Annotated in this window: 21 protein-coding genes; 5 read left to right on the forward strand and 16 right to left on the reverse strand. The window is 66.7% G+C overall.

Annotated elements, in window-relative coordinates:
• Positions 1–3: 3 nt before the first annotated feature.
• The 6 genes from IQ24_RS06360 to cbbR all read right to left on the reverse strand — a co-directional run bounded on the left by IQ24_RS06360 (position 4) and on the right by cbbR (position 6943).
• Entirely contained in the window at positions 4–1227 is a 1224-nt protein-coding gene (locus IQ24_RS06360) for a class I SAM-dependent RNA methyltransferase (protein ID WP_145396970.1), read from the reverse strand.
• Positions 1224–3086: an ABC transporter ATP-binding protein gene (locus IQ24_RS06365; RefSeq protein ID WP_145396971.1), complete on the reverse strand. Its 1863-nt coding sequence runs from the start codon at positions 3084–3086 to the stop codon at positions 1224–1226. The genes IQ24_RS06360 and IQ24_RS06365 overlap by 4 nt, the downstream gene beginning before the upstream one ends.
• A gap of 2 nt (positions 3087–3088) precedes the next feature.
• Positions 3089–4288: a CCA tRNA nucleotidyltransferase gene (locus IQ24_RS06370; RefSeq protein ID WP_145396972.1), complete on the reverse strand. Its 1200-nt coding sequence runs from the start codon at positions 4286–4288 to the stop codon at positions 3089–3091.
• Positions 4285–4887, reverse strand: coding sequence for an NUDIX hydrolase (locus IQ24_RS06375; protein WP_145396973.1), 603 nt, complete (start codon positions 4885–4887; stop codon positions 4285–4287). Before IQ24_RS06375 ends, IQ24_RS06370 begins: the two co-directional genes overlap by 4 nt.
• Before the next feature lies 1 nt (position 4888).
• On the reverse strand, positions 4889–5917 hold the full coding sequence (gene hslO, locus IQ24_RS06380; protein WP_145396974.1) for an Hsp33 family molecular chaperone HslO: 1029 nt from the start codon (positions 5915–5917) through the stop codon (positions 4889–4891).
• A 96-nt stretch (positions 5918–6013) separates the two neighbouring features.
• Positions 6014–6943, reverse strand: coding sequence for a LysR family regulator CbbR (gene cbbR, locus IQ24_RS06385; protein WP_145396975.1), 930 nt, complete (start codon positions 6941–6943; stop codon positions 6014–6016).
• A gap of 94 nt (positions 6944–7037) precedes the next feature.
• Between cbbR and IQ24_RS06390 the strand changes: the two genes are divergently transcribed.
• From IQ24_RS06390 to IQ24_RS06410, 5 genes are all read left to right on the forward strand, one after another.
• Positions 7038–8000 (forward strand): class 1 fructose-bisphosphatase, encoded by a 963-nt coding sequence (locus IQ24_RS06390; RefSeq protein WP_145396976.1) that lies wholly within the window; start codon positions 7038–7040, stop codon positions 7998–8000.
• 10 nt (positions 8001–8010) lie between these two features.
• Positions 8011–8883 (forward strand): phosphoribulokinase, encoded by an 873-nt coding sequence (locus IQ24_RS06395; RefSeq protein ID WP_145396977.1) that lies wholly within the window; start codon positions 8011–8013, stop codon positions 8881–8883.
• Positions 8884–9013: 130 nt separating this feature from the next.
• Positions 9014–9700 carry a ribulose-phosphate 3-epimerase gene (gene rpe, locus IQ24_RS06400; protein WP_145396978.1) on the forward strand — a complete coding sequence of 229 codons (687 nt, stop codon included), beginning with the start codon at positions 9014–9016 and terminating at the stop codon, positions 9698–9700.
• A gap of 95 nt (positions 9701–9795) precedes the next feature.
• A complete protein-coding gene (locus IQ24_RS06405; protein WP_145396979.1) occupies positions 9796–11019 on the forward strand; it encodes a 3-deoxy-D-manno-octulosonic acid transferase in 1224 nt (407 codons plus the stop codon).
• A gap of 19 nt (positions 11020–11038) precedes the next feature.
• Positions 11039–11458 (forward strand): DUF1178 family protein, encoded by a 420-nt coding sequence (locus IQ24_RS06410; protein ID WP_145396980.1) that lies wholly within the window; start codon positions 11039–11041, stop codon positions 11456–11458.
• Between the two features lie 49 nt (positions 11459–11507).
• On the opposite strand, the gene IQ24_RS06415 is transcribed toward IQ24_RS06410, so the two are convergent.
• The 10 genes from IQ24_RS06415 to IQ24_RS06460 all read right to left on the reverse strand — a co-directional run bounded on the left by IQ24_RS06415 (position 11508) and on the right by IQ24_RS06460 (position 22310).
• A complete protein-coding gene (locus IQ24_RS06415; protein WP_145396981.1) occupies positions 11508–12473 on the reverse strand; it encodes a Bug family tripartite tricarboxylate transporter substrate binding protein in 966 nt (321 codons plus the stop codon).
• Positions 12474–12537: 64 nt separating this feature from the next.
• Positions 12538–14049, reverse strand: a complete 1512-nt coding sequence (locus tag IQ24_RS06420; RefSeq protein ID WP_145396982.1) for a tripartite tricarboxylate transporter permease — start codon at positions 14047–14049, stop codon at positions 12538–12540.
• Positions 14050–14058: 9 nt separating this feature from the next.
• Positions 14059–14520 (reverse strand): tripartite tricarboxylate transporter TctB family protein, encoded by a 462-nt coding sequence (locus tag IQ24_RS06425; protein WP_145396983.1) that lies wholly within the window; start codon positions 14518–14520, stop codon positions 14059–14061.
• A gap of 63 nt (positions 14521–14583) precedes the next feature.
• Entirely contained in the window at positions 14584–15558 is a 975-nt protein-coding gene (locus tag IQ24_RS06430; RefSeq protein WP_145396984.1) for a tripartite tricarboxylate transporter substrate binding protein BugD, read from the reverse strand.
• Positions 15559–15753: 195 nt separating this feature from the next.
• Complete coding sequence (locus tag IQ24_RS06435; protein WP_145397111.1) at positions 15754–17100, reverse strand: sigma-54-dependent transcriptional regulator; 1347 nt, start codon at positions 17098–17100, stop codon at positions 15754–15756.
• Positions 17101–17105: 5 nt separating this feature from the next.
• Positions 17106–18962, reverse strand: coding sequence for a sensor histidine kinase (locus IQ24_RS06440; protein ID WP_145396985.1), 1857 nt, complete (start codon positions 18960–18962; stop codon positions 17106–17108).
• 120 nt (positions 18963–19082) lie between these two features.
• A complete protein-coding gene (locus IQ24_RS06445) occupies positions 19083–19499 on the reverse strand; it encodes a pseudoazurin (RefSeq protein ID WP_145396986.1) in 417 nt (138 codons plus the stop codon).
• The gene (locus IQ24_RS06450) at positions 19496–20269 is read right to left on the reverse strand and encodes an ABC transporter ATP-binding protein (protein WP_145396987.1); all 774 of its coding nucleotides are present in this window, start codon (positions 20267–20269) and stop codon (positions 19496–19498) included. Before IQ24_RS06450 ends, IQ24_RS06445 begins: the two co-directional genes overlap by 4 nt.
• Positions 20266–21306 carry a FecCD family ABC transporter permease gene (locus tag IQ24_RS06455; RefSeq protein WP_145396988.1) on the reverse strand — a complete coding sequence of 347 codons (1041 nt, stop codon included), beginning with the start codon at positions 21304–21306 and terminating at the stop codon, positions 20266–20268. The genes IQ24_RS06450 and IQ24_RS06455 overlap by 4 nt, the downstream gene beginning before the upstream one ends.
• Complete coding sequence (locus IQ24_RS06460) at positions 21303–22310, reverse strand: ABC transporter substrate-binding protein (RefSeq protein WP_145396989.1); 1008 nt, start codon at positions 22308–22310, stop codon at positions 21303–21305. Before IQ24_RS06460 ends, IQ24_RS06455 begins: the two co-directional genes overlap by 4 nt.
• Positions 22311–22377 lie beyond the last annotated feature (67 nt).

Genomic DNA, 22377 nt, shown 5'->3' on the forward strand with positions numbered 1-22377 from the left:
TCGCTAGCGTCGGCGGATTTTTGCTATTGTTTCGACATGGGGCGACCAGCGGAACTGATCGATCACGATTAGCTCTGCAATTTCATAGCCGTTGTCGGCCAGAATCCGCGCATCTCGGGCGAAAGTCACGGGATCGCAGCTGACCCAGGCCAGCACTGGAACCTTCGACTGCGCGATCTGGGCGGCCTGCGCCTCGGCACCAGTGCGCGGCGGGTCGATCACAATGGCGTGATAGGTCAGCTCGTCCGGCTGCAAGGGGCGGCGCGCAAGGTCGCGAACCTCGGTCGAGATTCGGTGCAGGCCCGCCGTATGCCGCCAGGCCGAATCGAGTGCTTTCAGCGGCGCGGCCAGCCCTTCGACGGCATGCACCTCGGCCGTTTCGGCAAGCGGCAGGGTGAAGGTGCCGATGCCCGAGAAGAGGTCCAGCACGCGGGGCGCATCGCCGACGAACTGGCGCACGGCACGGACCAGCGCAGCCTCGCCCTCGGCTGTGGCCTGCAGGAAGGCGGCGGGCGGCGGGACCACCTGCGCGCGGCCCATGGGCAGCGCGGGCGGGCGGCGGGTGATCGCCTCTCCGTCCCAGTCCAGCCGCGCCAGATCGCCCTCATCAGCCAGCGCCGCCAATGTCTGAAGAAGCTCCGGCGACATCGGCTTGCCGCCGCGCACGGCCAGATCAAGCCCTGCCGGGGTTTCGGTCACCGTCAGCGTCAGTTCCGCCTGACGCGAGGCGCCTGCAACGACGATCCGACGCAGCAGCGGGAAGGCCGCGACGATCGCCGGACGCAGGACCATGCAATCGCTCAGATCGGCGATGATCTCGGAGGCGCGGGCGTGAAAGCCCAGCAGCGCGCCCTTCTTGGTCCGCTTGCCCGACAGGACCGCCCGCCTGCGCGAACGTGGGGGCGAGACATGAACCTCGGACACCGGGGCCGACAGACCCTGCGCGCGCAGCGCCTCGGTCACGACGCCGACCTTCCAGGCGGTCACGAAATCCTCGGTCCCATGCATCAGCGAGCAGCCGCCGCAGGCGCGGTAATGCGGGCAGGGCGGGCGGATGCGCGTGGGTGATGGGGTCAGGATGCGCGGCGCAGCAATGCGGCCATCGACCGCCTCGCCCTCGATTTCCTCGCCCGGCAGGGTCAGCGCGGCCAGCGCGCGGTTGCCCTGCGCATCCAGCGCCACGCCGTCGCCGCGCCGCCCCAGACGTTCGACCGACCAGAGCGTCACTCGGCCGCCTCGGTCTTCGCGCTGTCCTCGTCGTCCTCGACCCCCAGGAAGCCGCCCGACTGGCGGTTCCAGTAGCGCGCATAGGTGCCGTCGCGGGCCAGAAGCTGGGCATGGCTGCCCTCTTCGACGATGCGCCCACCCTCCAGCACGATGATCCGGTCCAGCTCGGCGATGGTGGACAGGCGATGGGCAATCGCCAGCACCGTCTTGCCACGCATGGCGCGATGCAGCGCCTCTTGCACCTGCGCCTCGACCTCGCTGTCAAGCGCACTGGTGGCCTCGTCCAGCACCAGGATCGGGGCGTCCTTCAGCAGCGCGCGGGCCAGCGCGATGCGCTGGCGCTGGCCGCCCGACAGCTTGACGCCACGTTCGCCCAGATGCGCGTCATAGCCGGTCCGGCCCATGTGGTCGCGCAGGGTCAGGATGAAGTCATGCGCCTCGGCCGCGCGGGCGGCGGCGAAAATATCCTCATCCGTGGCATCGGGGCGACCGTAAAGGATATTGTCCCGTGCCGAGCGGTTGAACATCGCGGTTTCCTGCGTGACCATGGCGATGTTGCGGCGCAGGCTTTCCTGCGTGACCTGCCGCACGTCATGGCCATCGATCCGCACCGCACCTTTTTCGACGTCATAAAGGCGCAAAAGCAGCGCGACCATCGTCGACTTGCCCGCGCCGGACGCGCCGACGATACCGATTTTCTCACCCGCATGGACATGCAGGCCCAGATCGCGGATGCCGCCTTCGTCGCGGCCATAGGCGAAATCAACATGGTCAAAATCAACGCGCCCCTCGACCCGGCCCAGCACCAGCGCATCGGGCGCATCGGTCAGGGCATGCGGGGGCGAGAGGGTCTGCATGCCATCCTCGACCTCGCCGACCGAGCCCCAGACGCCCATCAGCGCCATGCTGACCCAGCCCGTCATCTGGCTCAGACGCATCGAGATTGCACCGGCCGCCGCGATGTCACCCGCCGTCGCCAGACCGTCGCGCCACAAAAGCAGCGTGCCGCCGATCAGCACGACCGGCAGCGCGCCTGCGACGAACATCAGCGAAAAGCGGAACCAGGTGCTGACGCGGCCAAAGTCCAGCGCGCGTTCGCGAAAGCCCGCCATGGCACCAAGCGCGGCGCGGTCCTCATGCTCGGCATGGGCGAAAAGCTTCACGGTCTTGATGTTGGTGATCGTGTCGACGACCTGACCCGTGACCATCGCGCGCGCCGAGGCACGCTGCTTCGAGCGTGAGCGGATCTTCGGCAGGAAGAAGCGGATCAGCACGAAATAGCTGAGCAGCCAGACGATCATCGCGACCGCGCCCCAGCCATCGACCGAGACCAGGAAGGCCGCCGAACCCAGGATCGAGGCCAGCGCGAAGGCCACCACGTTCACGAATTCGGTTGCGACATCGGTGACGGCGCGCGCGGTCTGGGTCTGTTTCTGGGCGATGCGGCCCGCGAAATCATTGTCGAAGAAGGTGACCGAATGCCCCATCGTCCAGCGGTGCAGGCGCGAGAGCACCAGCGGGAACAGGTTCGGCCCGATGATGACGCTGGAGGAGGCGGTCGAGAGCCCGAAGATCGCCGGTCGGATGATCAGGAAGAAGATCACGAACCCGGCGATCAGCGCGCCCTTTTCCGACAGGATGGCCTCGGGCGAGGTGCTGACGACGGCGTCGATCACCTTGCCCAGCATCACCGCCGAGATGATGTCGGCGATCCCCGCCAGCGCCGATGCGATGGCCGCGATCGTAAGCCCGCCCCAGGCACCCGACAGGCACCAGCGGAAGAAGGCAAGAAGCGTCCGCGGAGGGGGGCCATCGGCTGGCCGGAACGCGTCAATGAGTCTGGAGAAAAAATTATGCATGCTTAGCCTTGAACTGACCGCCCGGGATTTGGTTCCGAAAGGCCACGCGCAAGGCGGATCAGCTCGGATTTCGGGGCGGTGAAGCCGCTGTCGATCCAGTGATCCTCGGCGGCTCGAAGCGCGCGACCAAGGGCGGCGCCTTCAAGCTCTGGCATGAGATCTGCTGACTTCAGCGGAAATGACGATCCGGCCGCGCGCGCGATTGCGGCGGGCCAATCGGGTGAAGGGGTCTTGCCGGAAGCAAGGCCCAAAAGCGCCGCGTCGCGCGCGGCAGATGCGCCAAGCCGGTAGGCGGCGCGGTCGGGGGACCAGTCTGCGGCCTTGTGCAGATCTTGAAGGTAGCGGTCCTGCGACTTGCCCAGCCGCAGGTCCTCGAGCGGATGCGCGGCACCCAGCAGCGCCAGCCGCCGCAGCCAGCCGCCATCGCCATCGGGCCGGGTCCCGGCGTCTGCCTCGGCGCGGATCAGCGCCGGGATCGCGGAAGCATCGGCACCGGGCAGGATCTGCGCCAGCACGCCGCTGTCCTGCATCAGCCGCAGGGCATCGGTCGGATCGGGCGCGGCCAGAAGCTTCTGCATCTCATGCCCGATCCGCTCTTTCGAGATCTGGCCAAGCCCCCCCGCCAGCGCGGCGCAAGCGTCCAGCGCCTCGGGATCGGCAAGTCCGGGCTGGCCGTACCAGGCGTGGAAGCGGAAGAAGCGCAGGATGCGCAGGTAATCCTCGCGGATGCGGGCGGCGGGCGTGCCCACGAAGCGCAGCCTGCGGGCGGCGATGTCCTGAAGCCCGCCCACAAGGTCGATGACCTCGCCCCCGGGTGTGGCGTAAAGCGCGTTCATGGTGAAGTCGCGGCGCAGCGCGTCATCCTCGATCCGGTCCGAGAAGGCGACGACCGCCCGCCGCCCGTCGGTCTCGACATCGCGGCGGAAGGTGGTGATCTCGAAGGGGCGGCCCTCGGCGATGATGGTGACGGTGCCATGCTCGATGCCCGTGGGGACGGCTTTCAGCCCGGCGGCCTCGGCCAGCGCGATCACCTGCGGGGGGCGGGCGGCGGTGGCGATGTCGACATCCGTGGCGGGCATCTGCAGCAGCGCATTGCGCACCGCGCCGCCCACGACCAGCGCCTGATGGCCCGCTTGCGTCAGCAGGCCCAGCACCCGCTGGGCCGAGGCGTCCGACAGGAAATCGGCCAGAATCTGCGTCATTCAGCCATCCTGCGGGCCAGCGCATGCAGCACCCGCGCGGTGGCACCCCAGATGTAATAGGGCCCCCATGGCGCGACATAATAGGAGCGCCAGGTGCCGCGCCATTGCCGCCGCTCGATGCGGAAGCTGGCAAGGTCGGTGATATGGGCGAAGGGGACGGTGAAGACCTCCTCGACCTCGCCCGGTTCGGGGATGGGGGTGAAGGGGCCGTGGATCAGCGCGATGACCGGGGTCATGGCAAAGCCCGTGACGGTGTGATGCGCGGGCAATTGCCCCAGCACCTCGACCTGATCCGAGGGCAGGCTGATTTCCTCATGCGCCTCGCGCAGGGCGGCGGCGGTGACATCGGCATCACCCGGATCGACCCGGCCACCGGGCAGCGAGATCTGGCCCGGATGATGGCGCAGGCTGCTGGAGCGCTTGGTCAGGATCAGTTTCCCGTCCCGCGCGTCAAAGCCCGCCAGCACGCCTGCGGGGCGCAACTCGCCGTCCAGCATGGGCGGGTTGGGGTCTAGGTCAAAGTCAGAAGACGGCCCCGTCTTACCAGACAGGGCCGCGGTCAGGCGGTCTCGGATATGGGTCGCCTGAGCATCTGTCATGTCAGTGCGCCGCCGCACCTTTCTGGGCGCGTTCGGGCAGAGGGTTGCCGTCCGCGTCGATGGTCGCCTCGAACCCGAGGCTGCGCGGGTCGAACTCGTAATGCGCGCCGCAGAACTGGCAATCGGCGGTGACGATGCCCTCGGGCGTTGTCATATGCGTGATGTCCTTGGCCGAATAGATCGCCAGCGTCCCGCGCACCCGGTCGGCGTCGCAGCTGCAGCCGAAGACGATGGGCTGGGCGTCGAAGACGCGCGGCTCTTCCTCGTGGAACAGGCGGATCAGCAGGTTCGGCAGCGGCAGGGCGGCGTCCACGACCTCGATGTCCTCGACGGTCGAGAGCAGCATGTTCGCGCGGTTCCAATCCTCGGATTCCGCACCCTGCAGGATGTCGGCGGTCTCCAGCGGCACGTCGGTTTCGACGGTGGGCACATGGGGCTTGGCGGGCAGGGTCTGTAGCATCACGCCGCCCGCGCGCCATTTCTCCTCGGGGCTGCCCGGCAGGCGGGTCTGGCCGATGGTCAGCTGGAAGCGGGTCGGAAGCTGCTCGGACTGCTCGAAATAGGTCTCGGCGCAGGCGGAAAGCGAATCCCCGGTCAGCGGCGTCATGCCCTGATAGGGGGCCATGCCCTCGCCCTGATCGATCAGCACGGCGAAATAGCCCTCGCCCAGCTGGCGGAAGGCGGGGATGTCGTCTGCCAGACGGTCGGCATCTAAGCTCGCCCAAGAGCGCATGCGGGCAGGGCCGCCCTCGGTCTCGGGGGCGTAGAAATCTGTGGCCACGGTGCGGATCGCACCATTGCCGCGCACCTGCAGGCTCAGTTTCCAGCGCAGCTTGACCATCGGGCCGATCAGCGCCGCCAGCGTGGTCAGTTCGGCCACCATGGCGCTGACCGCCACCGGATAGTCATGGCGCGACAGGATATGTTCAAGCACGGGCCCAAGGCGCGCAACGCGCCCCCGAACGCCCGAGCGATCAAGCTGAAACGGCAGGACGACATCGTCCCACACGACGGTCTTGGCTTCGGTCATCGTCAGTCCTTCGGAAATGAAATGCGCGCGCCGACAAGGATCGGGCGCGCTTTGGTCACATTATATAGGAGCTTGGCGGGAAAGCCCAAGGGGCTCTCAGCAGGGCGGCGCGGGCAGGAAACTGCCGTTCAGCGCCAGCACATGGTCGTGGATGCGCTGCACCGCCGCCGAGATGGCCGCGTCCTGCGGGCGGATCAGGAACCAGCTGCGCAGGATCGGCAGGCCGATGCTTTTCAGCATGACCAGCTGGCCGCTGCGCAGCTCTTGGGCAACCGTGTGCTGCGAGATCAGCGCGATCCCCAGACCCGCGATGACCGCCTGCTTGATCGTCTCGTTCGAGCCCATCTCGATCATCCGCCAGGGTGTGCCCTCGCCGATGCGGTCCAGATAGCGCGTCATCAGGATCCGCGTGCCCGAGCCGGTTTCGCGCGCAAGGAAGGTCTGCGCCAGCAGATCGGCGGGCATGACCGGATCGGCCTGCGCCAGCGGGTGATCGGGCGGCGCGATCAGCACATGCGGATGCGGGCCGATGGGCGCGGCCTCGACGGCGGGCCTGCGCGGCGGGCGGCCCATGATGGCCAGATCGACCTCATGCGAGGAAAGCGCGGCGACCATCGCCTCGCGCCCCTCGACCCGCAGGGTGACGTCGATGTCGGGGAAGGCCCGGCCCAGCAGCGCGACCAGCTGTGCGGCGAAATAGATGCCGGTGGTGACCACGCCCAGCACGACGCTGCCCGCATGCCCGGCCTGAAGCGCCGCCACCCGCCGCTCGCAGCTGTCCAGCGCGACGGCGATCTGGGTCTGCGCCTCCAGCACGGCCCGACCTTCCTGCGTGGGGATGAATGCGCCATGCTCGGCCCGCAGAACCAGAGGCGCGCCGATCAGATCCTCCAGCGCGCGCAACTGGGCGTGGACGGCAGGCGGGCTCAGACCAAGGTAGGTGGCCGCAGCGGTCAGCGAGCCATGCTCTGTTACCGCTCGCAGTGCGCGAAGATGCCGCAAAGTCAGTGCGTCAAATCGCGACATTCTGATTTCCTGAATTTGAATTAGATTTTTTTAAATGTTACTGAAAATACTGGCATGTCAACGTCCGCGAAATTTTACGAATGCCGAGGAGTGGATGAGCGCAATCATCGATGACGGCCGGATCCCCGACCGCCTGCAAATGGCACTTCAGGCGCTGGCTGGCGCCTCGGCAAAGCTGGCCGAGCTGATCAGGCGCGGCCCCTTCGCCGAGGCCGGGCCGAAGACGCTGGGCGGCGCGGCGGATGCCATGTTCCGGCAGGCGCTGGCTGGCTGCGGCGTGCGCTGGCTGGCCTCGGCCAATGGTCATCAGGTGACCGAACTGGACCGCAAGGGGCAGATCGCCATTGCGATCAACCCGCTGGACGGGGCGTCGCGCATCGACACGAACCTGCCCATCGGCACGCTCTTTTCGGTTTATCCTGCCGCTGCCACGGCCGAGGACAGTTTCCTGCGCCTTCTGCGGGACCAGATCGCGGCGGGGTTCGTGATCTATGGGCCGCGCTGCACGATGATGCTCAGCTGCGGTGACGGCGTTCAGGCCTATGCGCTGGACCCCGACAGCGGCGCTTTCCGGCTGGCGCAACCCGAGGTGCGCGTGGTCGAATGCTCGCCCGAGTTTGCTATCAATTCCTCGAACTATCGCCATTGGCCGCAGCCGATCCGCGCTTTCATCGACGATTGCCTTGCCGGAGCCGAAGGCCCCAGCGAGGAAAACTTCAACATGCGCTGGACCTCGTCTCTGGTGGCCGAGGCGCATCGCATCCTGCATCAGGGCGGCGTCTATCTTTACCCCGAGGACGCCCGGAAAGGGTATGAGCGGGGCAGGCTGCGCATGCTTTACGAATGCGCCCCCATCGCCATGCTGATGGAGCAGGCGGGCGGCCTAGCGACCGACGGAAGCGAGCCGATCCTGTCGGCCAGCGCAAGCGCCTTTGACCAACGCAGCCCCATCGTCTTCGGCTCGGCCGACAAGGTGGCGCGCGTGGCCGCCTATCACGACCTGCCCGAGGCGGAAGTTTCGGCCCTCTTCGGCAAGCGCGGCCTGTTCAGGGCCTGAAGGACGACGCATGAGCAAGAAATATCCCATCATCTCGGTCACCGGATCGTCGGGGGCGGGGACCACGACGATCAAGAACACCTTCGACCAGATCTTCCGGCGCGAAGGGGTGGTGGCCGCCTCGCTGGAGGGGGACGCCTTCCACCGTTTCGAACGGGCCGAGATGAAGGCCGAACTGGCGCGCCGGGCCGAGATGGGCGACCACACTTTCAGCCATTTCTCGATTGACGCGAATGAGCTGAAGAAGCTGGAAGAGACCTTCCGCACCTATGGCCGCACCGGCACCGGCAAGAAGCGCCGCTATATCCACAGCGACCAAGAGGCGCAGGCCCTGGGCGTTGAGCCCGGCACCTTCACCGATTGGGTCGATCTGGAACCCGGATCGGACCTTCTGTTCTATGAGGGGCTGCATGGCGCGGTGCGCACCGAGGATATCGACATCGCGGGCTATGCCGATCTGAAGATCGGCGTCGTGCCGGTCATCAATCTGGAATGGATCCAGAAGATCCACCGCGACCGCTCCAGCCGGGGCTATTCGACCGAGGCCGTGACGGACACCATCCTGCGCCGCATGCATGACTATGTGCATGTGATCTGCCCGCAATTCACCGAGACCGACATCAACTTCCAGCGCGTGCCGGTGGTCGACACCTCGAACCCGTTCGTGGCCCGCTGGATTCCGACGCCGGATGAAAGTCTGGTGGTGATCCGCTTCAAGAACCCGCGCGGCATCGACTTCCCTTACCTCACGCAGATGATTCAGGGGTCGTGGATGACGCGGGCCAATTCCATCGTCATCCCCGGACCCAAGATGGATCTGGCCATGCAGCTGATCCTGACGCCGCTGGTGGCGCGGCTGGTCGGGGCTTCGCGCCGCGCCTGACGCCTGCGAGTGCCCGCAGGTGGTTGACGCCACGCCGCAATCAACCATATCGGGGGCAGAGATCCGCCTGCCCGCGCCATCCGGCCCGAACAGGCAAGTGCCGACGGCTTTGCAGGAAAAGGACCCAGCCATGACGTTTGACCGCAGCATCAAGATTGCCCCGTCGATCCTTTCCGCCGATTTCGCCGATTTCGGGCGCGAGATCCGCGCGGTCGAGGATCAGGGCGCCGATTGGGTGCATGTCGATGTCATGGACGGGCATTTCGTGCCGAATCTGACCTTCGGCCCGCCCGCGGTGAAGGCCTTCCGCAAGCACGTCAACACCTTCATGGACGTGCATCTGATGATCGCGCCCGTCGATCCCTTCATCGAAGCCTATGCCGAGGCGGGCGCGGACCTGATCACCGCGCATGTCGAGGCGGGGCCCCATATCCACCGCACCCTGCAGGCGATCCGCGCGACCGGCAAGAAGGCGGGTGTGGCGCTGAACCCCGGCACGCCGGCGGAGGCGGTCGAGCATGTGCTGGATCTGGCCGATCTGGTCTGCGTGATGACCGTGAACCCCGGTTTCGGCGGGCAGAAGTTCATCGACATGACCGGCAAGATCCGCAAGCTGCGCCAGATGATCGGCGACCGCCCCGTGCATATCGAGATCGACGGCGGCGTCGATCCGGTCACCGCGCCTCTGGTCGCGGCAGCTGGGGCGGATGTGCTGGTCGCGGGCTCGGCCGTGTTCAAGGGCGGCTCGGTCTCGAACGCCGAGCCTTACGGCGAAAACATCCGCGCCATCCGGCAGGCGGCGCAGGCGGCCCTCTGAATTGTACCCGACCGCAAGCGCGGCTATCCTTCGGGTGAAGGAGTTTCCGGAGGATTGCCGCTGACCTGCCCCGACCCGACATTCGGACCCGCGCCGTGATCTATCGCGGCCTGACCGAAATCGCGAGCGTGCTGCTGCGGGCGGCGGGAGTGGTCGGGACGCCGGGCTTCCGGCAGCGGCTGGCGCTGGACCCGCCGCAGGTCACCAGCGGCGGCGTCTGGCTGCATGCCGCCAGCGTCGGAGAGTTGAACTCGGCCCGCGCGCTGGCCGAGGCGCTGGCCCGGCATCTGCCCGTCACCGTGACCACGAACAGCGTGACCGGGCGCGCATTGGCGGAATCGCTGGGCTTTCCCGCACGGCTTGCGCCGCTGGACGTGCCGGGCGCAATCCGGCGCTTTCTGGATGAGGTGCAGCCCTCGGTCGCGGTCACCGTCGAAAATGAGCTGTGGCCCAACCGCTCGCGCCTGCTGGCAAGCTATGGCATCGCCAATGTCGTCGTGGGGGCGCGCATGTCGGCACGCTCGGCGGCCCGCTGGGGGCGGCTTTCGGGGCTGATCCGGCCGATGCTCGCGCGCATCGACGCGCTGTCGGCGCAGGACGGCGCGACCGAGATGCGGCTCATTGCGCTGGGCCTTCCGCCCGAGGCGCTTCTGGGGCGGCTGAACCTGAAGCTGCTGGGCCCGGCGCAGCTTCGCCCGCAACCCGAACCGGGACGCGAACGGGTGCTGCTGGCCGCCTCGACCCACGAGGGCGAGGATGGGCTGATGATCGACGCCTATCTGGCGGCGCGGATGGCTTGCCCGGACCTGAGCTTCATCCTTGCGCCCCGCCATCCGGCGCGCGGCGATGCGGTGGCGGCGCTTCTGGCCGAACGGGGGCTTCAACATGCGCGCCGCTCGCAAGGGGCGGGGCCCGAGGATGCGCCGGTGCTGCTGGCCGATACGCTGAACGAAATGGGGCGCTGGTATGATGCGGCGGGGATCTGCATCACCGGAGGCTCGTTCACCGATCGCGGCGGCCATACGCCATGGGAGCCTGCGGCGCATCGCTGCGCCATCCTGCACGGCCCCGATGTCGCGAATTTCGCCGAGGACTATGCCGGGCTCGACAGCGCCGGTGGCAGTCTGGGCTGCACGCCTGAAACCCTGGCGGCGGGGGTGACGGGTCTTCTTGATCCCACCCGCCAGCGCCAGATGGGCGAGGTCGCGCGCCGGGTGCTGCTGGAGCGCGCGGGCGACCCGCGTCCGCTGGTCGCGACAATCGTCGAACTGGCGCGCGGGAAACTTGTAACCAAGGCTGCAAACCCCGATATTACTTAGTGAAAAGGAGATCGCTCAGATGATCCGCTATTCACTTCGCTGCAACCAGAGCCATCAGTTCGAGGGCTGGTTCCGCTCATCCGAGGGCTATGACAGCCAGAGGGCGGCGGGGCAGGTGACCTGCAGCATCTGCGGATCGACCGAGATCGAGAAAGTGCTGATGGCGCCCAATGTTGCGACCTCGCGCGACGCGCGCCCGGACCTGCACACGCCCACCGACCCGCGCGAGCAGGAGATCGAGAAGATGCGGCGCGAGATCGAGGCGAATTCCGATTACGTCGGCATGTCCTTCGCCGCCGAGGCCCGGGCCATGCACGAGGGCCTCACGCCCGAGCGTGCCATTCACGGAGAGGCGCGCCCGGATGACGCCCGCAAGCTGATCGAGGACGGGGTTCCGGTCATGCCCTTGCCCTTCCGCAACCGCCACCGGACGAATTAGGTGAAACGGGCCCCGATCGGGGCCCGCATCCTGTCAGTTCGCGGAAGCCTCAGTCCAGCGAGACATTCGCCTCACGCACGACCGGTTCCCATTTCGCCATCTCGGCCTTCACATGCTCGGCCAGTTCCTCGGGCGAGGAGGCGACGATGGTGGTCGAGAAACCGTCCATCTGCTTGATGACGTCAGGGTCGGCCATGGCGGTCTTGGCGGCCTCATTCAGCTTCGTCACCACCTCGGGCGGGGTGCCTGCGGGCGCAAAAAGGGCGTTCCAGCTGTAGGTCTCATAGCCGGGCAGGGTCTCGGCGATGGCCGGGATATCGGGGAACGAGGGCGCGCGTTCGGCGGTCGTCACCCCAAGCGCCTTCAGCTTGCCCGATTTCAGATGCCCCGAGGTCGAGGGCAGGTTGTCGAAGATGATCGGCACCTGATTGCCCAGCACGTCGGTCAGCGCCGGACCCGAGCCCTTGTAGGGGATATGGGTGATCTCAATCCCGGCCATCGAATTGAAGAGCGCGCCGGACAGATGCAGCGGCGTGCCATTGCCCGACGAGGCATAGGACAGCGGTTCCTTCTTCGCCAGATCGATCAGCTCCTGCACATTGTTGACGGGCAGTTCCGGGTTCACCGCCAGCACGTTCGGCACCAGCACCAGAAGCGAGACGGGCGCGAAATCGGCCACCGGATCATAGGGTTTCTGCTTCAGGATCAGCGGGTTCAGCGCATGGGTCGCGACCGTGCCCATCAGGATCGTATAGCCATCGGGATCGGCCTTGGCGACCTGACCGGCCCCCAGGCTGCCGCCCGCGCCGCCGACGTTCTGGACGATGACCTGCTGGCCAAGGGCCGCGCTCATCTTGTCGGCGACGATGCGGCCGACCACATCGGTCGAGCCTCCGGCGGCGAAGGGAATGACCAGCGTCACCGGGCGGTCGGGGAATTCGGCCAGCGCCGCACCGGCAAAGCCAAGCGCCAGCGTCGCGCCCAGAAGCAGACGGCGGGTCAGTTTGATCGTCATGGGTAGTCCTCCCGTTATCGTTGCAGTGTCAAAAAGGGGCACCCTGCGGCGCCCCTTTCCGGTCTCAACCTTCGCTTTCGACAAAGACCTCATCGCGGCCTTTGCGGATCGCGGGCAGCAGCACCAGCACCAGCACGCCCAGCGACATCAGAAGCAGCGTCAGGCTGATCGGGCGGGTGACGAAGGTGGTGGCATCGCCGCGCGACAGGATCATGGCGCGGCGCAGGTTTTCCTCCAGCAGCGGGCCAAGCACAAAGCCCAGCAGCAGCGGCGCAGGCTCGAACCGCAGCTTCGACATCAGATAGCCAAGCAGCCCGAAGAAGGCGACGGCATAGAGGTCGAAGGTGTTCGACGCGACCGAATAGACCCCGATCGAGCACATGGCCATGATGATCGGGAACAGGATGTAATAGGGCACGGTCAGCAGCTTCACCCAAAGCCCGATCAAGGGCAGGTTCAGCACCACCAGCATCAGGTTGCCGATCCACATCGAGGCGATGATGCCCCAGAACAGTTCCGGCTGGTCGGTCACCACGCTGGGTCCGGGGACGATGCCCTGAATGATCATCGCCCCGATCATCAGCGCCATCACCGGGTTCGCCGGAATGCCCAAAGTCAGGAGTGGAATGAAGCTGGTCTGCGCGCCCGCATTATTGGCGCTTTCCGGCCCCGCCACACCCGCGATGGCACCCTTGCCGAACTCTTGCGGGTTCTTCGAGATCTTCTTTTCCATCGTGTAAGAGGCGAAGGAGGCAAGGATCGCGCCCCCGCCCGGCAGGATGCCCAGAAGTGAGCCGATGCCGGTACCGCGCAGCACCGGGCCGACCATGGCCCGGAAATCTTCACGCGTGGGCCAGAGGTTACGGACGCTTGCGGTCATCACCTCGCGCGTCTCGGATTCGTCTTCAAGGTTGCGCAGGATCTCGGCAATGCCGAAGACGCCCACCGCCAGCGCGACGAAGTTCAGCCCGTCGGCATATTCGGTGATGCCCATGGTGAAGCGCGGGGTGCCGGTATAGATATCGGTCCCCACCACGCCCAAGAGCAGGCCCAGGACGACCATGGCCAGCGCCTTGACGATCGAGCCATGGGCCAGCACCACCGACATGACGAGGCCCAGCACCATCAGGCTGAAATATTCAGCCGCGCCGAATTTCAGCGCCTGTTCGGTCAGCCATGGCGCGAAGATCGCGACAAGGAAGGTCGAGACCGTGCCTGCGAAGAACGACCCGATTGCGCAGATCGCCAGCGCCGCACCCGCACGGCCCTTGCGGGCCATCTGGTAGCCGTCGATGGCGGTGACGGCGGACGAGCTTTCGCCCGGCATGTTGATCAGGATCGCGGTGGTCGAGCCGCCGTATTGCGCGCCGTAATAGATGCCCGCCAGCATGATGAGCGAGCTGACCGGCTCCAGCTGGAAGGTGATCGGCAGCAGCATGGCGATGGTGGCGGTCGCGCCGATGCCCGGCAGCACGCCGATCAGCGTGCCAAGGATTGCGCCGATCAGGCAGAAGGCGAGGTTCGCGAATGAGCCCGCGACCGAAAAGCCCAAGCCCAGATTTGACAGAAGTTCCATGATGCCCCCCTACAGCGGCAGCCAGGGGCCGAAGCGCCGGAAGGGCAGGCCAAGGGCATAGCTGAAAACGAAGGTCGAAAACACGGTGACCGCGACCGCAAGGATCAGCGCGGGCAGCGGGCGCATCTTGACCGAGGCCTGCGCCGCGATCAGCGTGGTGATGAACAGCGACGGCACGAAGCCCAGACCGCGCACGGTCAGGCCGAAGAACACCGGCGCGGGCAGGATGAACAAAAGGCCGCGCCAGGCGACCCGGCCAAAGGGCTCACCCTTCTGGCGAAAGGCGCTCAGCAGCACGATGATGCCAAGGATCAGCAAAAGGCCCGACAGGATCATCGGGAAATAACCCGGACCCATGCGCAGCGAGGTGCCGACCTCCAGATCCAGCGTCTGCCAGCCGAAGAAGACCGCAATCAGGATCAGCATGACCCCGGCGGCGACCTCGGTCGTATCGGTATTTTGGTTGGACATGATCCCTCCGGATGGATGTGCCCCGGGCCGCGCGTGGACGCGCCCGGGGCCGGGGTTCACGGATCAGTCGGCGTAGACGCCGGCGGCTTCGATCACGGGCTTCCAGCGCGCGATCTCGGTTTCCAGCTTTTCCTTCAGCGCGGCCGGGGTCGCATCCTCGGCAGGCGAGGGCGCGGTGCCAAGATCGGCCATGGCTTTCGCGACGCCCTCATCGGCCAGCGCCACCTGCAGCGCCTTCGACAGACGCTCGGTCACCTCGGCGGGGGTGCCCTTCGGCGCATAGATGCCGTGCCAGATCGAGACCTCGAAGCCCGGCAGGCCCGCTTCCTCGGCGGTGGGCAGGTCGGGGAAGATCGCCAGACGTTCGGGCGTGGTGGTGGCATAGGCCTTGATCGTGCCGCCCTTGATCTGCTGGGTGGTGTTGGTGGTCTGGTCGCACATGATGTCGACCTGACCGCCCAGAAGATCGGTCATCGCGGGGCCGGTGCCCTTGTAGGGGACGGTCACCAGCTGCGTGTCGATGGCCGACTGGAACAGCATGCCGCACAGATGCGAGGCCGCGCCGATCCCGGCATTGGCCATGGTGATCTTGTCGGCATTGCCTTTGACATATTCGATGAAGGCGGGGAAATCGGCGGGCTCGAAATCCTTGCGGGCGACCATGACCATCGGCACTTCGGTCACCAGGCCCACATATTCGAAGGCGTTCAGCGTGTCATAGGCGAGCTTGCGGTAAAGCGTCGCGGCGGTGGCCATGCCGATGTGATGCAAAAGCACGGTGTAGCCATCGGGATCGGCCTTCGCGACCTGACCCGCGCCAAGGCTACCGCCCGCGCCGCCGACGTTTTCGACGATGATCTGCTGGCCCAGATCGCCCGACATCTTTTCAGCGACCAGACGCGCGACCGTATCGGTCGGGCCGCCGGCGGCAAAGGGCACGACCATGGTGATCTGGCGCTCGGGATAGCCCTCGGCAAAGGCGGGCGCCGACAGCAGAAGCGCGGCGCTGAGCGCGCCGATGGTTTTCGACAGTGACATGGTTCCTCCCCGGATTTCTTGTCAGCACGCGCCTTTTTGTCGCGCGGCAGATAAATCGTCGCGATCAGGGTCGGTCGGGGCAAATGCTGCGTGCCGTGAGCACGGGGAAAAATCGCGGCGTCGGGCCGGAATGGGTAGATATTCACACATTGCCCCGTCACGCATGGGTGAGTCTTCACCCAAAGGGGCCTCGGGTTAGTCCTGATCCTCGGGACTGTCGCCGATCAGATGGCGGTCGATGCCGTGTTTCTGCATCTTGTCGTAGAGCGTCTTGCGCGAAATCCCCAGCATCTCATAGACCGGTTTCAGCCGCCCGCCATGCGCCGCAATCGCGCCCGAGATCAGGCTGCGCTCATAGGCGGCCATGCGCTCGGCCAGCCGCGCATCACCGTCCGCCGCGAGATCCGCCGATTCCAGACCCAGCACGACGCGTTCCGTCAGGTTGCGAAGTTCGCGCATATTGCCCGGCCAGTCGCGCCCGGCCAGTGCGGTCAGATAGGCGGGGGGGATGGCACGCTCTGCCACGCCATGGCGCGCGGCGGATTCGCGCAGCAGATGCAGGAACAGCAGCGGAATATCCTCGCGCCGGGCCGACAGCGGTGGCACATGGACGGCGGCGACGTTCAGCCGCCAATACAGATCTTCGCGGAAGCGGCCTGCCGCCACGGCCTCGGCCAGATCGGTTTTCGAGGTCGCGATGAAGCGCACATCCAGCGCCACCGGATCGTTCGAGCCCAGCCGCGTGATCACCCGGTCATGCAGCACATGCAGAAGCTTCGCCTGCAATTCCAAGGGCATCGAGCCGATTTCGTCCAGCAGCACCGTGCCGCCGCGCGCATGTTCGAACTTGCCATAGCGCGGGCGCAGCGCGCCGGGGAAGGCGCCGACCTCATGGCCGAACAGCTCGCTTTCGATCAGCGCCTCGGGCAGGGCGGCGCAGTTGATGGTGACGAATGGCTTGCCCGCACGCCCCGAGAGGTCATGCAGCGCCCGCGCCGCCACATCCTTGCCCGCGCCGGTCGGGCCGATGATCAGCGTATCGGCGTCAGAGGCCCCGATGGCGCGCAGCCGATAGCGCAGATCGACCATGACCTGCGTGCGGCCGGGCAGGCGGGCCTCGATATCGTCGCGCTTGCCCGCGACAGCGCGCAGGCGGCGGTTGTCGACGACCAGCGCCCGGGTCTCCAGCGCGCGGCGCAGTACATTGGCCAGATCCTGCACCACGAAGGGCTTTTCGATGAAATCATAGGCCCCGCTGCGCATCGCCTCGACCGCGAGGGGCACCTCGGCATGGCCGGTGACAAGGATCACCGGGATCTCGGCGTCAATCTCGTGCAGGCGGCCCAGCAGGGTCATGCCGTCCATGCCGGGCATGCGGATGTCGCTGACCACCGCGCCGGTGAAGGCGGGGCCGGTCAGGGCCAATGCCTCCTCGGCACTGGAGACGGGATCGACCTGAAACCCTGCCAGCCGCAGCGCCTGCGCGGTCGAGACGCGCATGGCGTCGTCATCATCGACCAAGAGGACGCGGGCCGTCGCCATCGCACTCATGCCGCGACCCCTTTTTGCCGGGCGGCGGGCAGATGCAGGGTGAATTCGACACCCGGATGCAGGTTGCGACAGGCGATCCGGCCGCCCATGTCGCTGATCAGCCCGGCGCTGATCGAGAGGCCCAGCCCCATGCCCGCGCCCATGGGCTTGGTGGTGAAGAACGGATCGAAGATGCGCGCCATCGCGGTTTCGGGAATGCCGTGGCCGTGGTCGCGCAGGCGGATCACGACCTCATCGCCCTCGACCCGTGCGGTCAGGCGGATGCGCCGGTCCGTGACCCCCTCGACCGCATCGGCGGCATTGGTGATCAGGTTCACCAGCACCTGCTGAAGCCGTGTCGGACCGACGCCCAGAGGCGGCAGATCGGCGGGCAGATCAGCCTCCAGCGTGGCGCGCGCCGCGGCCAGCCGCGCCTCGACGATGATGCGGGTTTCAGACAGCAGCACGGCCAGATCGGTCGTCGCGCGCTGCTCATCGGGTTTGCGCGCGGCTTGGCGAAGATGCTTGCCGATGGCGGCCATGCGGTCGACCAGCGCAAGGATCTGGGCAATATTGTCGCGCGCCTCGGCGAATTCGCCGCGCTCGATCAGGATGGCGGCGCTGTCGGCATAGTTGCGGGCCGCCGCCAGTGGCTGGTTCATCTCATGCGAGAGCGAGGCCGACATCTGGCCAAGCGCCGCCAGCCTGCCCGCCTGCACCAGATTGGCCTGCGCATTGCGCAGTTCAATTTCGGTGGCGCGGCGTTCGCTGATTTCCTGCTCCAGCTGGCTGTTGACGCGGGCCAGATCGGCGGTGCGCTCGGTCACGCGGCGTTCCAGCTCGGCGGTGGCATATTCCTGCAGGGCCAGCCGCTCGGCCGCCTGCGTCCGGCGCTGATGCCACAGCAGCGCGCCGATGAAGGCCGCGAAGATCACCAGCACCACGCTGAAGACCACCAGTTGCGCCTCGGACCGCAGGGCGGCGTCATCCAAGAGGACATGGACGGTCCAGCCCGCCTCCTCCATCGGCTGCGAGGCCTGGATATAGTCGCGGCGGTTGCGGTCGGGCTGGGCGGGGTCGTCGGGCATGCGCAGGATGTTCATGCCGTGCTGGACCAGATGCTCCAGCGGGAATTCCGAGAGGTCCGTCTCGGCATAGCGGCGCACGGTTTCGCTGCGGGTCAGCCGCTCGGCGGTCAGCGGGCCAAGGCTGCGATAGCGCCAGCCGGGTTCTGACGACAGGAACGTCAGCCCCTCGGGGTCGGTGACCAGCACCCGGTATTCGCCGCCGCGCCAGCCTTCCTCGATCCGGTCGACGCCGATCTTGACGGCGACCACCGCGATCACCCGCCCCGCATCATCCCGCACCGGGGCCGAGAAGAAATAGCCCCGCACGCCCGAGGTCGTCCCGACCCCGTAGAAGCGCGAGGGATGCCCCGCCATCGCCTCGATGAAATAGGGCCGATAGCTGAAATTCTGCCCGACGAAGCTGAGATCGTTGAGATAGTTCGAGGCGGCGATCGTCTCGCCATCCGGCAGGATCAGATAGATGTCCGAGGCCTGCACATCGTCATTCTGCTCGGCCAGCCATTGATTGGCCTGATCGCGCAGGGCGGCGTTGTCCGGGTCGGCGGCCAGTTCGCGGATCAGGTCGAAATCACCGATCAGTTCGGGCACGACCTGATGGCGCGCCAGATCGGCCTCCAGCGCGTTGACGGTCAGCCGCAACACCGTCTCGGCCCGGCCATAACCGGCGGTCAGATAATGGCGATAGGCGAAATGATGGGCCAGAAAGACCGTCACGCCCACCGCGACCAGCGCCAAGGCGGTCTGCAACGACCAGCGCAGACCCCGGCCGGGGCCTGCCGGGGCCATCCACCCCGCGCCGCGTCGCAGCCTGGCTGCCAGATTTCGTGATCCATCCATCCTGCGACGAAAACTGGCAGCTTGCCCAGCGTGGCGCAAGATGGACGTGCGGGCAGGCGCGGCCGGGGCCTAGTCCTTCGCGGCGGCGGCAATCTCGACGAAGCGTTCCGAGGCCCGCTTGGGCAGGCCCTCGGGGATCGGGGAGATCGCGCCGTCGCCCACCTGCACCAGCATCACCATGCCCATGGCGAAATGCGGCGAGCATTTGATGCCATAGGTGCCGGGGACGTCGAAGGTGACCTCGAATTCCTGATTGATCTTGCTGCGAAACGGCTCGGCCCCTTCGGGCAGCATGCCTTCGACGGTGGCGGCGTTATGGCCGGGCTGGGTCGGCAGGAACCGGACGCTGTCGCCGGGCGCGATGCGCAGGAACTGCGGTTCATAGATCATCGAGCCCTGATCGTTGCGGTTCAGCATCTTGACCTCGTGCACCTCGGCCAAAGCAGGGGAGGCCATCAGGAACAGGGCAAGGGCGGCATGTTTCATCGGTCATTCTCCAGAATGTGGAAGCGATAGAGAAGGCTCTGGTCACGCGGATCGGTCAGGCAGGAGGCCCCGACCCGGAAGGTTTCCGACAGCAACCCCGGCGAGATCACCTCGGCAGGCGGGCCACAGGCGATCATGCGGCCTGCCTGCATGACGCCAACCCGGTCGCAGCCCATCGCCTGATTGAGGTCATGAAGCGCCATCACCACGGTCATCCCCAGCCCGCCGACCAGCCGCAAGAGCGACAGCTGGTGGTGGATGTCCAGATGGTTCGTCGGCTCATCCAGCATCAGCAGGCGCGGCTTCTGCGCCAGCGCCTTGGCGATCTGCACGCGCTGGCGCTCTCCGCCTGAAAGGGAGTGCCAGCGCTGACCCGCCAGATGCGCGATTTCGACGGCGGCCAGCGCCTCGTCGACGATCTGGCGATCCTCGGGGCCGAAGGGCGCGAAGGCCGAGAGCCAGGGCGTGCGGCCCAGTTCGACCGCATCGCGCACGCTGAGCGTATCGGTGGTGTCGGCATGCTGCGCGACCAGCGCGATCCGCTGGGCAATCTCGCGTCGCGGCATGCGGTGGATGGGGCGGCCGTCCAGCAGCACTTGCCCCTCGGCGCGCGGCAAAAGCCCCGCGATCAGCCGCAGCAGCGTCGATTTGCCCGAGCCATTCGGCCCGATCAGGCCAAAGGTCTCGCCGGGTTCCAGCACCAGATCGACGCCCTCGACAATGCCGCGCCCCGAGGCGTGCCAGCCGATGCCCTGCGCCTCGACCCTCATGCCTGCACCCGGTTGCGGATCAGGATCAGGGCGAAGGCGGGGGCGCCCACCAGCGCGGTGACGACGCCGATGGGCACGACCTGACCCGCGATCAGCATGCGCGAGACGATATCGGCGGCGATCAGGAAGACCGCTCCGGTCAGGGCGGATGCGGGGATCAGGCGGAAATGGCGCGGGCCGGTGACGAAGCGCACGGCATGGGGGATGACCAGCCCGACAAAGCCGATGGCGCCCACAAGGCTGACCATCACCGCCGTCATCAGAGTAACGGCGCCGATCAGCAGCAGCTGGACGCGGCGCACCGGCACGCCAAGGGCCGCTGCAGATTCGCGCCCGAATGAGAAGGCGTCGAGCGCGCGGGCATGGATCAGGCAGGCCAGAAAGCCCGCGACCGCGACCGGCACGGCCAGCGAGACATCCGGCCAGCGCACGCCCGACAGATTGCCCAGCAGCCAGAACATGATGCCGCGCGCCTGCTCGGCATTGGCGGATTTTGCGATGAAGAATGAGGTGAGGGCGTTGAAGAGCTGCGAGCCCGCGATGCCCGCCAGCACCATCTGCGCCGAGCCGCCGCCCGCCGCGCGTGCCAGCGCCGCGACCAGTGCGAAGGCCAACGCCGCGCCGATGAACGCGCCAGATGAGATGCCGATGACACCGCCCCCGACGCCCAAGATGGTGACCGCGACCGCCCCGGTCGAGGCCCCGGCCGAGACGCCCAGCAGATAGGGATCGGCCAGCGCGTTCCGCACCAGCGATTGCAGGACCAGCCCCGACAGCGCCAGCGCCGCGCCGCAGGCGGCCGCGACCAGAGTGCGGGGCAGGCGGTAGTTCCAGATGATCCCGGCATCGATCGGGTCCAGCGCATGCGCGGCGCCGAACAGGCGCACGGCCAGCACCTCACCCACGGTGGTCAGGGGCAGCGGTGCCTCCCCGATCACGGTTCCGGCCAGCACGGCCAGAAGCAGCATGGCCAGCCCGCCCGCCACGCAAAGCGTGACGGTCAGGGCAAGACCCTTCGGGCTGGCCGGACCTTTCATTTCAGGTCGAACTTCGGCAGCGCATCGGCCAGCACTTCAAGCGCTGCGATGTTGCGGATCGAGGGGTCCATCGAATGCCCGTCGATCACCACGATCCGGTCGTTCTTGACCGCATCCATTTCCTTGGTGACCGGGTCGGATTTCAGGAATTCGATCTTCTTTTCATAATCATCGGCCTCGAACCTGCGGCGGTCCATCTTGGCGATCACGATGACCGAGGGATTGGCGCGGGCGATGGTTTCCCAGCTGACGACCGGCCATTCCTCATCGCTTTCGATGATGTTCTTCAGCCCAAGCGCGTTCATCATATAGGCGGGCGGGCCCTTCCTGCCGGCGACATAGGGGTCGATGTCCATTTCCGCCGAAGAGAACCAGAAGACCGCCGAGGCATCGGTGAGCCCAAGCGCTTTCGCGCTGTCGATGGCGGCGGTCTCGCGCGATTTCAGGTCGGTGACCAGTGCCTCGCCCCGATCAGCCACGTCGAAGATCGCGGCCAGTTCGGTCACGCCCTGATAGATCCCGTCCATGGTGAACATCGCGCTGCGCGTGCCGTCCGAGCCGACGGTGTTGTCCTTGCCCGTGCAATCGGCGGGCAGGATATAGGTCGGGATGCCGACATCGGCGAATTGTTCGCGCGTGGCGACGATGCCCTGCGGGCCGACATGCCATTCATACTGGATCGAGATCAGCTCGGGGCGTTTGGCGACCACGCTTTCGAAGCTCGGGTCATTGTCGGCCAGCCGCTCGATCTGGTCGTTCGCGGACTTGTATTCGGGCAGGACCTCGGTGAACCAGACCGAGGTTCCGGTGACCTTCTCGGCCAGTCCCAGCGAATAAAGGATCTCGGTCGCGGCCTGCCCGACCGTGACGGTCGAGGCGGGGGCCTTGGGGAAGCTGACCTCGACGCCGCAGTTCTGCAGCTGAAGGGGATAGGTGGTTTCGGCCAGCGCAGGGGCGGCCAGGGCCGATCCTGCCATCAGGACGGCCAGTGATTTATATAGCATGAAGACCTCCGGTCAGATGCGCGACCGAAGACCGGCAGGAAGGCATGCGCGGGTCCAGACCCGCTTG

The sequence above is a fragment of the Paracoccus sulfuroxidans genome (assembly GCF_007830335.1).
In the GTDB taxonomy this organism is placed as follows: domain Bacteria; phylum Pseudomonadota; class Alphaproteobacteria; order Rhodobacterales; family Rhodobacteraceae; genus Paracoccus; species Paracoccus sulfuroxidans.